The sequence below is a fragment of the Collinsella aerofaciens genome (assembly GCF_025289055.1).
Lineage (GTDB): Bacteria > Actinomycetota > Coriobacteriia > Coriobacteriales > Coriobacteriaceae > Collinsella.
Window position 1 is genome coordinate 25409 of sequence record NZ_JAESIQ010000025.1, and the last position, 15468, is coordinate 40876.

At 59.0% G+C, this 15468-nt stretch carries 16 protein-coding genes and 2 tRNA genes; 7 read left to right on the plus strand and 11 right to left on the minus strand.

The window, feature by feature from the left end; translation table 11 throughout:
• Positions 1–154: 154 nt before the first annotated feature.
• The 5 genes from JMJ97_RS08085 (at position 155) to JMJ97_RS08105 (ending at position 3677) form a co-directional block, all read left to right on the plus strand.
• Positions 155–1057 (plus strand): LysR family transcriptional regulator, encoded by a 903-nt coding sequence (locus JMJ97_RS08085; protein ID WP_260699842.1) that lies wholly within the window; start codon positions 155–157, stop codon positions 1055–1057.
• Positions 1058–1156: 99 nt separating this feature from the next.
• Positions 1157–1642, plus strand: a complete 486-nt coding sequence (gene rnhA / locus JMJ97_RS08090) for a ribonuclease HI (protein WP_260699843.1) — start codon at positions 1157–1159, stop codon at positions 1640–1642.
• A gap of 73 nt (positions 1643–1715) precedes the next feature.
• Positions 1716–2822 carry a Gfo/Idh/MocA family protein gene (locus JMJ97_RS08095; protein WP_260699844.1) on the plus strand — a complete coding sequence of 369 codons (1107 nt, stop codon included), beginning with the start codon at positions 1716–1718 and terminating at the stop codon, positions 2820–2822.
• 2 nt (positions 2823–2824) lie between these two features.
• Positions 2825–3235: an acylphosphatase gene (locus JMJ97_RS08100; RefSeq protein ID WP_260699845.1), complete on the plus strand. Its 411-nt coding sequence runs from the start codon at positions 2825–2827 to the stop codon at positions 3233–3235.
• A gap of 61 nt (positions 3236–3296) precedes the next feature.
• A complete protein-coding gene (locus tag JMJ97_RS08105) occupies positions 3297–3677 on the plus strand; it encodes a Fur family transcriptional regulator (RefSeq protein WP_192934621.1) in 381 nt (126 codons plus the stop codon).
• A 76-nt stretch (positions 3678–3753) separates the two neighbouring features.
• On the opposite strand, the gene JMJ97_RS08110 is transcribed toward JMJ97_RS08105, so the two are convergent.
• The 3 genes from JMJ97_RS08110 to JMJ97_RS08120 all read right to left on the minus strand — a co-directional run bounded on the left by JMJ97_RS08110 (position 3754) and on the right by JMJ97_RS08120 (position 5645).
• Positions 3754–4551 (minus strand): HAD-IIB family hydrolase, encoded by a 798-nt coding sequence (locus JMJ97_RS08110; RefSeq protein WP_260699846.1) that lies wholly within the window; start codon positions 4549–4551, stop codon positions 3754–3756.
• Between the two features lie 83 nt (positions 4552–4634).
• Positions 4635–5213 carry an urease accessory protein UreE gene (locus JMJ97_RS08115; RefSeq protein ID WP_260699847.1) on the minus strand — a complete coding sequence of 193 codons (579 nt, stop codon included), beginning with the start codon at positions 5211–5213 and terminating at the stop codon, positions 4635–4637.
• A 3-nt stretch (positions 5214–5216) separates the two neighbouring features.
• A complete protein-coding gene (locus JMJ97_RS08120; RefSeq protein ID WP_117817160.1) occupies positions 5217–5645 on the minus strand; it encodes an FKBP-type peptidyl-prolyl cis-trans isomerase in 429 nt (142 codons plus the stop codon).
• A 120-nt stretch (positions 5646–5765) separates the two neighbouring features.
• On the opposite strand from JMJ97_RS08120, the gene JMJ97_RS08125 reads away from it, so the two are divergent.
• The gene (locus JMJ97_RS08125) at positions 5766–6779 is read left to right on the plus strand and encodes a dipeptidase (RefSeq protein ID WP_138339826.1); all 1014 of its coding nucleotides are present in this window, start codon (positions 5766–5768) and stop codon (positions 6777–6779) included.
• A gap of 74 nt (positions 6780–6853) precedes the next feature.
• Positions 6854–7630: a M48 family metallopeptidase gene (locus JMJ97_RS08130; protein WP_195521736.1), complete on the plus strand. Its 777-nt coding sequence runs from the start codon at positions 6854–6856 to the stop codon at positions 7628–7630.
• Positions 7631–7636: 6 nt separating this feature from the next.
• On the opposite strand, the gene folB is transcribed toward JMJ97_RS08130, so the two are convergent.
• The 8 genes from folB to JMJ97_RS08170 all read right to left on the minus strand — a co-directional run bounded on the left by folB (position 7637) and on the right by JMJ97_RS08170 (position 15235).
• Entirely contained in the window at positions 7637–8122 is a 486-nt protein-coding gene (gene folB, locus JMJ97_RS08135; protein ID WP_138112053.1) for a dihydroneopterin aldolase, read from the minus strand.
• Positions 8123–8165: 43 nt separating this feature from the next.
• Complete coding sequence (locus tag JMJ97_RS08140; RefSeq protein WP_022094400.1) at positions 8166–8747, minus strand: HD domain-containing protein; 582 nt, start codon at positions 8745–8747, stop codon at positions 8166–8168.
• Between the two features lie 2 nt (positions 8748–8749).
• Positions 8750–9307 (minus strand): GTP cyclohydrolase I FolE, encoded by a 558-nt coding sequence (gene folE / locus JMJ97_RS08145; protein ID WP_022094399.1) that lies wholly within the window; start codon positions 9305–9307, stop codon positions 8750–8752.
• A gap of 66 nt (positions 9308–9373) precedes the next feature.
• Positions 9374–9955 (minus strand): anaerobic ribonucleoside-triphosphate reductase activating protein, encoded by a 582-nt coding sequence (gene nrdG, locus JMJ97_RS08150; protein ID WP_260699853.1) that lies wholly within the window; start codon positions 9953–9955, stop codon positions 9374–9376.
• A gap of 426 nt (positions 9956–10381) precedes the next feature.
• Positions 10382–12604: an anaerobic ribonucleoside-triphosphate reductase gene (nrdD, locus tag JMJ97_RS08155; protein ID WP_238022783.1), complete on the minus strand. Its 2223-nt coding sequence runs from the start codon at positions 12602–12604 to the stop codon at positions 10382–10384.
• Positions 12605–13215: 611 nt separating this feature from the next.
• Positions 13216–13290: transfer RNA gene (locus tag JMJ97_RS08160), tRNA-Val, on the minus strand.
• 3 nt (positions 13291–13293) lie between these two features.
• Positions 13294–13369: transfer RNA gene (locus JMJ97_RS08165), tRNA-Gly, on the minus strand.
• Between the two features lie 132 nt (positions 13370–13501).
• Positions 13502–15235, minus strand: a complete 1734-nt coding sequence (locus tag JMJ97_RS08170) for a glycoside hydrolase family 13 protein (protein WP_260699855.1) — start codon at positions 15233–15235, stop codon at positions 13502–13504.
• Positions 15236–15468 lie beyond the last annotated feature (233 nt).

Sequence of the window (15468 nt, forward strand, 5' to 3'; positions counted from 1 at the left end):
GGGCCTCCTTTCGCATCCCGGTTCCGTGGTTGGCTTAATTACCTACCGCCTTTGTGTGTTTTGAATAGTACGAGCATTGTTTCCCTCGGTCAATCACTTAAAAGCGCTAACCTGTTATCTGTTTTATAGATAGCTATCGAAGGGACAGGCGCCGATGACCCTCCAGCAGCTTCGCTTTTTGATCGCCGTGGCAGAGTCCGGCTCAATCAACGCCGCGGCCCAGCGCCTCTATACCGCTCAGTCCAACATCTCAAACGCCGTCAAAAGCCTGGAACAGGAGCTCCATCTGGAAATCTTTACGCGCTCCAGCCGCGGCGTCACGCTCACCAACGACGGCACCGAGCTTTTGGGCTATGCGCGCCAGGTCGTTGAGCAGGCCGACATGCTCGAGGCCCGCTACGAAGACGGCGGCATCCCGCAAGCCCGCCTTGCCATCTCGGCCCAACACTACGCGTTTTCGGTCGAGGCCTTTGTCAACGTCGTCGAGCGCTGCCGCGACAGCAAGTTCGAGTTCATCATGCGCGAGACCACCACAGCGCAGATCATCGACGACGTGCGCGCGTTTCGCAGTGACATCGGCATCCTCTATCTGGATGACTTTAATACCCGTGTCTTGCAGAAGGCCTTTACCGATGCCCGGGCGAGCTTTCATCCCCTCTTTGATGCAAAAGTCCACGTGTTCGTCAGCGAACGTCACCCGCTCGCACGCCGCCCTCAGCTGTCCCTTGCCGACCTCACACCATATACGCGCTACAGCTTTGAGCAGGGAACCTCAAACTCCTTCTATTACGCCGAGGAACCTTTTAGCTATATCCCTTGCGACCGCAACATACGAATCTCGGACCGCGGAACACTTACTAACTTACTTATCACGTCGAACGGCTACACCCTGTCGACCGGTGTCCTCTCCAATGAAATGCAATGGGGTATGGCATCGATCCCGTTAGCAGACGCCCCAACGATGCACGTAGGCTATATCATGCACGACGAGCGCAAGCCCTCTCCCCTCTTGCAGCAATACCTCGACGAGCTCAACCGCATCATCCATGCCAACTAACTGTCGGAAGACGGGGTAGAAATCGTAGATTGCTAGCCCTCGACGAACGCGGCGCTACAATGGTCACTCACACGAAACGTACCCAACGAAAGGAACCATGTGAAGGTCATCATCTATACCGACGGCTCGGCCCGATCAAATCCGGGACGCGGCGGCTACGGCGCCGTGCTCAAATACACCAACCCCGCCGGCAAGACCTTCACCTCCGAGCTTTCGCGCGGCTACACCAAGACCACCAACAACCGCATGGAGCTCATGGCGGTCATCGTGGCGCTCGAGGCACTTAACCGCCCCTGCGAGGTCGAGGTCCATTCCGATTCGCAGTACGTCGTCAACGCTTTCAATAAACACTGGATCGACGGCTGGAAAAAGCGCGGATGGAAAACCGCCAACAAGCAGCCCGTCAAGAACCGCGACCTGTGGGAGCGCCTACTCACCGCCAAAAGCAAGCACAAGGTTGAGTTCATCTGGGTTAAGGGTCACGCCGGCCACGAGCTCAACGAGCGCTGCGATGAGCTCGCCACCACGGCGGCCGACGGCAGTAACCTCGATATCGACACCGGCTTTAACGAGAGCGACCTGTAATAGCGTTTTCGCGCAGCTTTATATCCCCACGCGCTACACTCATCCTGTAGACCAAACAACGCAAGGGGGACGTATGCTGCGCATCGCGACCATCGGCACATCCATGATCACCGACGACTTTATCCAAGTCGTCAACGCCAACGACCAAGCCGCGTTTGTGGGCACGCTTTCACGCGACGCCAATCGCGGTACTGCCTTTACCGCCGAGCGCGGTGGTGAGCGAAACTTTACGTCACTCGATGAGCTTGCGGTAGCCGCCGACGTCGACGCCGTCTATATCGGCAGCCCTAACGCACTTCACTACGAGCAGGCCCTTGCCTGCATCGCCGGTGGCAAGCACGTCATCGTCGAGAAGCCCTTCTGCGCCACCGAAGCGCAGGCGCTGGAAGTCTTCCGCGCTGCCGAGGCAGCAGGTGTCGTGGCCCTCGAGGCCATGCGTCCCCTCCACGATCCCGCCTTCCACGCCATTGAGGACGCTCTGGGCGAAATTGCGCCCATCCGCCGCGCCTCATTGCGCTTTGGCAAGTATTCCTCGCGCTACAACGAGATTCTCGCGGGACGCGCCACCAATATCTTCGACTGCAATATGGCATCGGGTTCCCTCATGGACATTGGCGTCTACGCCGTCGAGCCCATGGTCGAGATTTTCGGCATGCCCTCCGGCCTTACGAGCATGACTACTCTGCTCGACCCCACCACGCGACAGCTCACGCACGGCCCCATCGACGGCTGCGGTTCCATCCTCGCCAGCTATGGCGGAGGCCGCATCTCCGTCGAGCTCGCGCACTCCAAAATTACGAATGACCTGCTGCCCTCGCAGATCGAAGGCGAGCGTGGCACTATCCAGATCGACCATCTGTCCACGCCCCGCAACGTCCGCATCGACTATCGCGGCGATGTCGTACGCGGCTCGGCGACCGAGGCACCGCGCGAACAGGACGACAACGGCCGCGTGCTCGACCTGCCCAAATCGAGCAACACTATGGAATACGAACTCACAGACTTTATCACCGCCATCGGCGGCATCGATAACGTTAAGGAAGAGATTTGGGAGACCCCGGCGGGACGCCACGAGCTTGGCCACTACCGCGATGTCACACTCGTCTCACTGCGCATCATGGATGCCGTGCGCCAGCAGGCCGGCATAACCTTCCCGGCCGACGCAGGCAAGCAGGCATAGCTATGGGCCTCTTCGATACGTTCTTCTCCAGCGTCACCGGCGGCAGTCGAGAGCCTCAAAAACCATCAAACGTCGAGCTCGAGCTGCGCCGCAGGCTTACTGTGCTCGCAAGCGACGGGGCCACTCAAGACACTCCCCTGCGCTATTTCCTGCGCTGGGCGGGGCAAGTCCAGGGCGTTGGCTTTCGCTTTACCAACACCAACCTCGCGCAGGCACGCGCGCTCACCGGCTGGGTGCGTAACATGGAAGACGGCTCAGTCGAGATGGAGATACAGGGAGCTCCGGCAAATATCCTATCTCATCTCGAGGCGCTTCATGCCTCCTACGAGCGCATGGGAACGCGTTTTCGCCTCGTAGACGCCCAGGCCCGAGCCCCACTTACCAATGAAGACGGTTTTACGCCTCGTTATTAGTATTGTGTGCTAAATACGGTATCATTTACCTACGACCGTTGATAGAAAAGAGGCGAGGCGCATGGCGGTGCAAAGAAGGAATACCAAGCAGCGAAAGCTGGTTCTTGACGCCGTGCGCCAAAGCTATAACCATCCCACCGCCGACGAAATCTACAACGCCGTGCGCGAACAGGATGACAAGATCAGCCGCGGCACGGTCTACCGCAACCTCAATCTCTTGGCAGATGCCGGCGAGATTCTCTCCATCAAGACGCCGGGCGGCAGCCGCTTCGATCGCACGATCGAGCCGCATGCGCATATCATCTGCACCTCATGCAGCCGCGTCATCGACGTACCGCTCCCCTTCGATGCCCAGCTCGACGCCAAGGCGTCCGAGCAAATCGGCTGGCACGTCACGTCGCACTACACCATCTTCGAGGGTCTCTGCCCCGACTGCCGGTAGTCTTTGAGGCGTGCCCGCAAATCTACTTGCCCATCCGCTACAGCAAACAGTACATTTCTAGGCATGTCGCGAAAACCTACTCGGCGAGCAGACGGCGCAGTTCTTCTTCGACTGTGCGCACGTAACGGACGTGGTCGTTGATGCCACGCATAGAGGGATTGCAGCTCTCCATTAGATAAGGATGGCCCACTACGTTGAGCATGTCGCGGTCGTTTTCGTTATCGCCAAACGCCATCATCTCATCGGGCGAAATACCCAGGGCACGACCGTAATCGGCAAGCGCGGAGCCCTTGCCCGAACCGAAACCGATAAAGTCCGTCCATTCGGTTCCCGACGTCATCACGTCAACACGGTCGCTAAAGAGGCGCTCGAAATACTCCAGGGCCGCCGGCTGATCCACCTCGGGCGTCTGGAAGGCGATCTTAATGACGTCCTCGTCGATGTCCTCGGGGCGGTCGACCACCGCCACATCGCAGTGGACCTCATAGCGCAAATGATCGACGAACACATCGTTGCCGCTCATGGTGTAGAGGTGTCCCTCACACGAAAGGGTCACGTCGGCATGGGGATACGCAACCACGGCATTCGCGATATCCATAGCAAGACTACGCTCCATGGAGCGCTTGACGACGGCGCGACCCTCGCTCATGACCAGGGCACCGTTTTCGCATACATAGGCGAGCTCATCGGCCACCGGGGCAAACAGGTAGCGCAAGCTCGCATATTGACGACCGCTCGCCGGCATAAACACGATGCCGCGACGATGCAGCTCGTCGATGAGCTTAAAAGCCTCGGAACGCGGCTCGCGCTCCCCCGGATGCAGCAACGTGCCGTCCAAATCGCATGCAATCAGCTTGATTCCCTCAAGACCCATATGCTTTCCCCCACAGCATCTCATCAACAGAAAGACGGACTTTGAATAGTTGTCTCTCAAAGTCCGTCTTACTCATACGCACGTTAACCGCGCGCCTTCTTTACGATCGTAAAGTCGGGAGCCATACTCACAACGACATCCGCCGCACTCGACGCAAAGCGCCGGTCCGAATCGAGTTCACGGGTAACCGTCGAGAGCCGAACGCCCTCGACGCCCCGGAGCATGCGGCCCAAAACCGGCTGCAGCGGCGTATACATGCGCACGGTATGCTCGTCCGAATCGCCTCGAAACAGCGGCGCATGCATATTGCCGATCTCCCAGCATACATGCGCAAGCGCAATCGGGTCCATGCGGTCGACTTCAACCAGATAGACTTCGGCACTGCGTAGGCGCACGACAACCGCCACGGGCACCGTGTCCGAGCGGTCGATGACAAGCACATCGCCGTCGGCAAGGCGATCGCCATCGGCAGCGCCCAGCCGAATATCGACCGTACGCCCCAGCTCCGTCACGCCCACAAATGTGCGGGCATCGGCCTGGTCCCAATCGAGTAGTAGCTCATCGACCTCAAAGACACCGCCCAGCTCCCGGCGAAGCAAAAGCTCATAGGACGGGTCGTTGAGATTTCCGAGACACGCTGTCGAAACCAGATTCACAGGCATAGCCTAGTCCTCGACCTCAACGAGCTCGATATCAAAGTTGAGGTCCTTGCCGGCCAGCTCGTGGTTGGCGTCGAGCGTCACGGCCTCGGGCGTTACGTCGATGACCACGGCGGGGACGGGCATGCCGCTCGGCGTGGACAGGAAGAGCTTCATGCCTTTCTCGATCTGCTCGATGTTGGGAACCTGCTCGGCCGGGAAGGTCAAAACCATCTCGGGATTGTGCTCGCCGTAGGCATCGGCAGCCGGGATGTGCACGGTCTTCTTCTCGCCCACCTGCATGTCGACCACGGCGGCGTCGAAGCCCTTGATCATCTGGCCGGCGCCGCAGGTGAACTCCAGCGGCTCGCCGCGATCGTAGGAACTATCGAACTGCGTGCCGTCGTCGAGCGTGCCGCGATAATGAGTCTTGACCTTCTTGCCCTGGTTGGACATGGTAACCTCCGTGATAAGGGCGGCGCACAACGCGGGCCGCCGTGAACATATGGCGCTAACTATACCCTAGTCATACAATTCAAAGACAGTTTGCAAAGAAACGCTGCAACCGGAGGAACCATGGCATATCCCGTATTTGACCTACACTGCGACACCGCCGACCGCATCGGCTGGGCCACGCTCGATCTCGACCTGCGCTTTACCGCCGGCACCGACGGTTATTTCCCCGGCGACGAAACGCATCCGCAAGATTTCGACCTCATCGAGGGCAACGCCTGCGCCATCTCGCTCGCAAAGATCGGCAACACGCCGTGGGCACAGTGCTTCGCCACGTTTGTCCCCGATGAGATTCCCACCGCCCACGCCGCGCGCTTCCAGGCGCAGATCATGGCGCACATGAGCGGCCAGGCAATGCTCAACCACGACCGCATGGTCAACGTGCGCAGCGCGGCAGACATTCGCCCTGCGCTCAAAGACGGCAAGGTCGCCTGCATCCACACCATCGAAAACGCCACGTTCTTTGCCGAGGACCCCGCGCTGATCGAGGTGCTCAAGAGCCTGGGCGTACTCATGTCATCACTCAGCTGGAACGCGCAGGGACCGCTCGCGAGCGGCCACGACACCCACGCCGGCCTCACCGCCGCCGGCATCGAGGCACTTACGCAGATGGAGCATGCCGGCATGGTACTCGACGTCTCCCACCTCAACGACGAGTGCTTTGACGAGGTTGTCGCCCACGCCACGCGCCCCTTCGTCGCCAGCCACTCCAACTCCCGTGCGGTTTGCGGCGCCAAACGCAACCTTACCGACGACCAGTTCCGCACCATTCGCGATATGGGTGGCATCGTCGGCCTCAACTACTGCAGCGAGTTCCTTTCCAACGACGCAACCGACAAGACAGCCGCAGACGTCACCTTCGACCAGCTGGCGGCACATATCGAGCACTGGCTCGACCTGGGCGGCGAGGACGTCATCGCGCTCGGCGGCGACTGGGACGGTGCCACGGTGCCCGCCTTCCTCTCCGATGCCAGCAAGATGCCCGAGTTCCAGAACATGCTCTCCAAGCACTTTGGCAAGACCGTGATGCAGAAGCTCTGCAGCGATAATGCCCTTGCCTTCTTTGAGCGTTATTAATTTCACATCCCCTGAGCGGGCCGGCATGCCGAACGGTCGACATGCCGGCCCGTCCCCAATCTGAAGGACCACTTTTGACGCAGCAATTTACGCTTTTCCTACCCCAACCGGATGGGACTCCCATCCCCGTCGTCGTTACCAAAAAGCGCGTCAAAAACTTCAACCTGCGCGTCACATCGAGCGGTGAGGTCCACGCCAGCGCACCGCTCGGCGCCAGCCGCGAGCGTATCGAAGCGTTTGTGAAGCGCAACAGCGCCTGGATTATCAGCCGGCTTGCCCAGCGCGAGCAACGTCAGGCGACGGCGCGAGAGCCGCTCAGCCCCTCGTCCATCATTGCACTTTGGGGCAAGCCCATCACGGTACAAGATGCGCTCGATCACAACTTTAAGTCACCCGCACCGCGGCCCAAACAAGCCACGTTCGCAAGCTTTATGGGTACCGACGAGCCAGACGAACGTCCGCAGGCCAAGTGGAACGCGCCCCTCGACGGCTTAACGCCCAGTGAGATCCAAGCCCATATTGACCAGCTCTATACGTCCGAAGTCACATCGGCGCTGCGGGATATGGTGCACGCATACGAAATCGCAATGGGTGTCGCCGTTTCCCGCGTTTCCGTGCGCAGCATGAAAACGCGCTGGGGATCATGCACGCCCAAAACCGGCGCCATTCGCATCGCACGAGAACTTGCCGCCTACCCCGTCGAGTGCCTTGACATGGTTGTCGCCCACGAGCTCGTCCACTTGCTCGAGCCAAGCCACAATCAGCGGTTTCACGCCCTGCTCGACACGTACTGCCCCAACAATAGAGCACTGTCCCAGCGGCTCAAGCAGCCACCCATAGAGACATATTAGAACCGGTTAGCGCACGCGCTCGATCTCGACACCGCAGCTTGCCAGGGGAAGACCGACGGGCGCCCAAGGCTTATCGAGCTTAACGCGCACGCCAAGCAGCAAGGGGTAACGACGCAGCAGCATCGAGGCCACACCCTCAGCTGCAGCCTCGATGAGCTTAAACGTATGCTCGCGCAGATAGCCATCGACATCGTGGCACACCGAGCCATAGTCAATCGAGGCGTCCAGGTTATCGTGCTCCCCCGCTGCACGCAGGTCGGCATAGAGTACCAAGGACACGATGAACTTCTGGCCCAGCGCGTTCTCTTCGGGATACACGCCATGGTTAGCAAAAACCTCAAGACCTTCAACGGTGATGCGGTCGGCATGGCGAAGGTCGTCATAGCTCACGTGGGGCACCGCCGTTGCGGTGGATATTTCGCCCCTTCCACGGCGGGCGAGCTCGGCGCCTTCAGTCTTGGTTGCATTCTCGGGCAGTTTCTTGTTGCTCATCGCGATCGTCTCCTTCGTTTAGAACCCCGACCGCGCAAACTAACTACACGCGAATCGACAGGTTCTTTTTATCATCGCTCCAGTTGCAAGCATTGCGCGCGGGGCATGCAAAGCAGGCGCGCGACGCTTTGTCGGCTGCATAGAGCAGACGCTCAAGCGGTTGGCTGTTCACGCGCAGCTTTCGATGGCCCAGAATGGCCGTCTTAATGGCTGCGGCATCGGCCGGCTCAAACGCCACGTCATCGGGCATGCCGCCGAGAATCGCATCAGCGACGCGTTCGCTTGCAACATCATGGGATATACCCGATTCATACTGTTCATCTTTGCCGATATCGTGAAGAAGTGCCGTGGCGTAGATGACCTCGCGGTCAAATTCGAGCTGCTCCTCGAGATTCTTGATCCACATAATGCGAGAGACATCGAGCAGATGGTCAATACCGTGGCGGCAGAAGATGCGCCCCGATTCCAACTGCGCAATGTTGCCCAGATGCCGCCGGAACAGCCCGTTGGCACAAATGTAATCAATGCGAGGCATGGCACCAAAGGGGGCCAAGCCCGAAGCCATAAAGCCGCGACGCGACGTCCCCTCATCGGTCTTCGATGCAAAGTCGTTGACGACTCTCATAGTTAGCGTCCCAGCATCCTAAAGAAACGCTCCTCGAGCGCGGGATCGGTCTCAAAGACGCCGCGGCGAGCGAGCGTCACGGTCTTGGTGCCAGGCTTTTGCACGCCGCGCATGGTCATACACATATGCTCGGCTTCCATGAGCACAATCGCTCCCTGGGGAGCGAGATAATCCATGAGAGCGTCGGCAACCTGCGCACACAGCTGCTCCTGCAGCTGTAGACGGCGGGCATAAACCTCAACCGTGCGGGCGAGCTTGGAAAGCCCTGCGACACGGCCGTTGGGGATATAGCCAATGGCAGCCTTGCCGTAAAACGGCAGCAGATGATGCTCGCACAGCGAGTAAAACGTGATGTCGCGCTCGATAACCAAATCGTTCGAAGCGACGGCAAAGGTTTTGGACAGGTGCTCCTCGGCACTCTGGTCCATACCACCGGCGATCTCACCATACATACGGGCAACGCGCGCCGGGGTCTCCAGCAGGCCCTCACGAGTTGGGTCCTCGCCTATGCCCTCAAGCAACAGCTTAATGGCGGCCTCGACTTTTTCCTGATCGACCATCTGGGCCTCACTTTTCCGATTTTGCGTTCGCGCTATGGTACCACGCCCTTTGGCATCGGCCACAAGCTACATAGTATGGGTCGAATAGACCGGATCGTCCCGCCAAAGCTCCACAGCGTCGCAAAGCGCAACGCCCTCGCGCACAGCACGGGCGCGCGTGGCGTTCATATCAATCACGCGCTGATTGCTCGAGCCCCTAAAGCGCAACGAGATATCGTACAAATCCTGAACGAACGGGCCGTCCACCAACATGTCGAGGCAGGCCAGGATACGGTTCGTCACCTCGGTATGATGGCGACCGCCCGGCATAAGCTCCTCGAGCACGTCGCCGGTAAAGCACCAAATGGTCTTGCCCGATCCCGCGGGATAGGCCGCACGCACGCGTTCGATAAAGTCAACAAGCCCCACCTGATTCTCGGGCTCCATAGGCTCGCCGCCCAGAATCGTCAGGCCATCGATAAAGGGATGGTCGAGGCTCTCGATAATCTTGTCCTCGACGGCACGATCGAACGTTTCACCCGCGGCAAAGTCCCACGCGACGGAGTTAAAGCAATTCTTGCACCCGCGACGGCACCCGCTCACAAACAGAGAAGTACGAACGCCTTCCCCATCAGCAATGTCGAAATACTTAATGTTCGCGTAGTTCATAGGTAACTCTCCCGGGAGGCCGGGACATATCATCCCGTCCTCAAACATTCTCGGCCTTCGGCCTGCGAAACTGCGGGCGGGACGATATGTCCCGGCCTCATGCAAAGGGTAACTCAATGAACGAAGCGAACATCGAGTATAGGGTTCGAGGTCCAATAAAAACTTTGTTGCAGCTCAACCGCCATCGCAAGCAAAGCGTTGTTGCAAGTCAACTCATTTCCGCTAAGAACTTCGAGGAGTGAGCAGGCCGCATGCTGCATCTCAGCTACATCAACTTGGCTGCCCCGTAGCGAGGCCCCGGGCCTTTGCTCGATATGAGTTCCGCACGAACAGGAGGCGCCAGTGGCGCCTCCGTCGTGAGCCAGGACTGTCCGAAATAGCGAGTAAAGGCCCGGGGCCTCGCTACGGGGCGGCCTGGGATGGTTATTAGAGATGCAGCACGCGGTCGCGGATCTCCTCGGTTCGGCCCTGGTTCCAGAACTGGGTACCGATGTAGCCGCACGTACGACGAGCGACATTCATCTTCTCCTGGTCACGATTGCCGCAATTGGGGCACTCCCACACCAGCTTGCCGTCATCCTCGACAATCTTGATCTCACCGTCGTAGCCGCACACCTGGCAGTAGTCGCTCTTGGTGTTGAGCTCGGCGTACATGATGTTGTCGTAGATGTACTGCATCACGCGAATGACAGCCTTGAGGTTGTCCTGCATGTTGGGAACCTCGACGTAGGAGATGGCACCGCCCGGCGAAAGCTGCTGGAACATACCCTCGAACTTGAGCTTGTCGAATGCGTCGATCTCCTCGGACACGTGGACGTGGTAGCTGTTGGTGATGTAGCCCTTGTCCGTCACGCCCGGGATGATGCCAAAACGACGCTGCAGGCACTTGGCGAACTTGTAGGTCGTCGACTCAAGCGGGGTACCGTACAGCGAGAAGTCAATATCGCTTTCGGCCTTCCACTCCGCGCACTTGTCGTTCATGCGCTGCATGACGGCCATGGCAAAGGGCGTGCCCTCCTTCTCGGTGTGGCTGTGGCCCGTCATGTACTTAACGCACTCATACAGGCCGGCATAACCCAGACTAATGGTGGAGTAACCGCCCACGAGCAACTTGTCGATCGTCTCGCCCTTCTTCAGGCGGGCGAGGGCACCGTACTGCCAAAGAATCGGTGCGGCATCCGAAAGCGTACCCATCAGACGCTCATGACGGCACAGCAGGGCGCGGTGGCACAGCTCAAGGCGCTCGTCGAAGATCTTCCAGAACTTGTCCATATCCTGGTGCGAGCTCAGTGCGACATCAGGCAGGTTGATGGTCACAACGCCCTGGTTAAAGCGACCATAGTACTTGGGCTTGTTCGGGTCGTAGTTCAGCGCGTTGGCAACATTGTTAAAGCCGTTGCCCGAACGGTCGGGCGTCAGGAAGCTGCGGCAACCCATGCAGGTGTAGCAGTCGCCGTTGCCGGCGGTCTCGCCCTTCGACAGCTTGAGCTCGCGCATCTTCTTCTCGGAGATGTAATCGGGCACCATGCGCTTGGCGGTGCACTTGGCAGCCAGCTGGGTCAGGTAGAAGTACGGGGAATCCTCGTGAACGTTATCGTCCTCGAGTACATAGATAAGCTTGGGGAATGCCGGGGTAATCCAAACGCCGGCCTCGTTCTTAACGCCCTCGTAGCGCTGGCGAAGCGTCTCCTCCACGATCATGGCAAGGTCGTGCTTCTCCTGGGGCGTACGGGCCTCGTTAAGATACATAAAGACCGTCACGAACGGCGCCTGGCCATTCGTGGTCATAAGGGTCACGACCTGATACTGAATCGTCTGGACGCCGCGACGAATCTCATCGCGCAGACGGTCCTCAACGACTTCGCGAACCTTCTCGGCAGACGCAGAGACGCCAAGCTCATCGAGCTCGCGGGCAACCTCGCCGCGAATCTTCTGACGGCTCACCTCAACAAAGGGGGCAAGATGGGTCAGCGAGATAGACTGGCCGCCGTACTGGGAGGAAGCAACCTGGGCGATAATCTGCGTCGCGATGTTGCAGGCAGTCGAGAAGCTGTGCGGCTTCTCGATCAGCGTGCCCGAGATAACAGTACCGTTCTGGAGCATATCCTCCAGGTTCACCAGGTCGCAGTTATGCATGTGCTGGGCAAAGTAGTCCGAATCATGGAAGTGAATCAGGCCCTCATTGTGAGCATCCACAATCTCCTGGGGCAGCAGCACGCGCTGGGTCAGGTCCTTGGAGATCTCGCCGGCCATGTAGTCACGCTGAACGGAATTGACGGTCGGGTTCTTGTTGGAGTTCTCCTGCTTGACCTCTTCGTTGTTGCACTCAATCAGCGACAGAATCTTGTCGTCGGTCGTGTTCTTCTGGCGCTTCAGGCTCTGAACATAGCGATAGATGATGTAGTGGCGGGCAACCTCGTAGCAGTCGAGACGCATAATCTCGTCCTCGACCAGATCCTGAATCTCCTCGACCGACACGGTGTGGCCCGCGTTCTCGCATGCCTCGGCGACGTTTTGTGCCGCGTAAACCACCTGGCGGTCGGTAAGACGAGAGCTCTCCTCGACCTCCAAGTTTGCGGCGCGGATGGCATTGACAATCTTATCGATGTCAAAGACAACCTCGGTGCCGCTGCGCTTGATGATCTTCATCCTCTTGCCTCTTTCGCGTCGAAATCGTATTGCGCTTCAGAGCCAAACGATACCCGGCAGGGCTTGCCCCTGTCTTGCGGCGCCGTCGCGCAATCTGTGTTTTCGAAAACCATAGGCCCTCATGCGGACAATCCTCGCAGCCAATCAAGGGGCTCGAAGATCCATCCAAATGGGGCGAATAAGGTCCTCGTTCTCTGTCCGCCATCTATCATACGACAAAGAGGCATCTATATCCTGTATTCTTTTTTTAGGTCAAACACAACATATAGTGTTTCAGCAGGTCAAAGCAATTAGTCATTTTGCAGACGCATTAATTATGAGGGGTTCTTGGCAAGTCGGTAAAACGTTACCAACACGGCTACCTGCATGGCAGTTATAAAACCCCCTTAGTCAAGCCGCTGACAAATCCTACCAAAACCAAGCCGCTCACGCCAAAAGAATCCAAAAGATTATGCTTGACCAACATGTTGCGGTCACGGTCGGCCAGGACGTATGCAACCTGCCGGCACCTCTACGGGGACCTTGGATCAATATTTGCTGGCATATTTGACGGCGTGCTTGGTAGCAAAACAAAACAGCTCAGAGGACATAGCCTCTGAGCTGCGAACATTTGGTGGGCGTTAGAAGATTTGAACTTCTGACCTCTTCCGTGTCAGGGAAGCGCTCTCCCCCTGAGCTAAACGCCCAAATGGAGCGGACAACGGGGCTCGAACCCGCGACCCCAACCTTGGCAAGGTTGTGCTCTACCAACTGAGCCATGTCCGCTTACGAGGATTAATCTTACGTGATGCCCGCATCCTATGCAAGAACTTTTTTTGAAAAGTTTTGCGACGCTCTCGCGAGGGCATCAGTCGTCACGAAAGGCGCGAACAAACGCAGGCTCGCAGCGAGATGCCCCTACATCTCACCGAGCATGATCCAGGCAGAGCTGTCCTGCGCGAGCCTGCCGTCTGCAAGCGGTGATGAGGTGAGCAGGACCCTGCCCGCCGGCAGCTCCACGGGTGCTGCACCGAAGTTCGTCACACACGCCCAGCCGTTATCGCGGCGATAGGCGATGACGCCGCCCTCAGCGCCCTCGGCACCATCCGCAAGACCGGTGCGCCCGTCAAGATCGAGCCACGCAAGATCGTTGGCGCACCCGCGCAGCTTGCGCCGCAGCCAGAGGGCGTCACGATAGAGCGCAAGCATCGATGTCGGGTCCACTTCTTCCCTATCGGCAGCATAATCGGAAAACCATGCAGGCTGCGGCAGATGGGGCGCCGCATCGGCGTCTGCCGGCGAAAACCCAAACGATCCGCCATGCGCGGGATCGTCCGCCGCCACCCACGGCAGGGGCACACGACAGCCGTCGCGCCCCTTCTCACGCTTCGGTCCGTGCGTATTGGTCGCAGTAGGGTCTTCGAGTGCAGCCCACGGGATATCAGCCACCTCAAAAAGGCCGAGCTCCTCACCCTGATACACGTATGCCGAGCCCGGAAGCGCCAGCTCAAGCAAAAGGGCCGCCCGCGCGCGGCGCTCGCCGAGTTCACGGTCCTCGTCATAAGACGACCCGTCGCGCAAGAGCCAGTCGAGCGCAATCTGGTGGTAGCGCGTCGCCTTGATTTGCGGCAGGGCATAGCGTGTCGCCACGCGCGGCACGTCGTGGTTGGAGAGTACCCAGGTCGAGGCGGAATCGGATTCGACGGCTGCCTTCAAGCCCTTCTCGATTGCAGTGTGCATGTCATCATAGGTCCAAGTGGCCTTGGCAAACTCAAAGTTGAATGTCTGGCCAAGCTCGCTGGGACGCGCGTAGAGATACTGGCGCTCGGGCAGCACCCACGCCTCGGCAACGGCACTGCGCGGCGGATTATAGCGGTCGAACACGCGGCGCCACTCGCGATAGATCTCGTGGACCTCATTGCGGTCCCACAGCGGATGGGTGCCGTCGTCAACCATGTCATCGCCCTCGGCGAGATGCCACCGGTCGAGGTCATCGCGGTCGAGATCCTTGGCGAGACCCTGCGCCACATCAATGCGAAAGCCGTCGACGCCTCGATCGCTCCAAAACGCCAGGACGTCGCAAAAGAGCGCGTGAACCTCAGGGCATGACCAGTCAAAGTCCGGCTGCTCGGGCGTAAACATGTGCAGATACCACTGACCGTCCGCAACACGCGTCCATGCGGGGCCGCCAAAGTTGGCATTCCAATTGGTGGGAGGCAGCTCGCCATGCTCGCCGCGACCATCGCGGAAGATATAACGGGCGCGTTCGGGCGATCCGGGGCCGGCGGCAAGAGCGGCTTTGAACCAGGGGTGCTGGTTGGATGAATGGTTGGGCACGATGTCGACGATGACCTTGATGCCGCGCGCGTGAGCCGCAGCGATCATGTCATCGAAGTCGTCAAGCGAGTCGAGACGTGGGTCGACATCGCAGTAGTCCGCCACATCATAGCCGCCATCGACAAGAGGCGAAGGGTAAAACGGGCTCAGCCAGATGGCCTCGATACCCAGTCGCTCAAGATAGTCCATCTGCTGGGTAATGCCCGCGATATCGCCCAGACCCGAACCAGTCGAATCCTTAAACGAGCGCGGGTAGATCTGATAGATCGCGGCATCGGACATCCATGAGCGCGAAGAAGACTTTTCTGTAGCCATGGGGCGTATCTCCCTTGCAACGAGGTTATGCGAGATGCCCACGATGATACGCCCAAAGCGGACATTCGCGACAAACAACGCCACAGCCACGCCCCAAAACGATCGCTCCCTCGCGGGTTCGAGCCCAGGCGACGGGTACGAAAAAGCCCGGCTACCGTAGTAGTCGGGCTGTTACGTTTGGAGCGGACAACGGGGCTCGAACCCGCGACCCCAACCTTGGCAAGGTTGTGCTC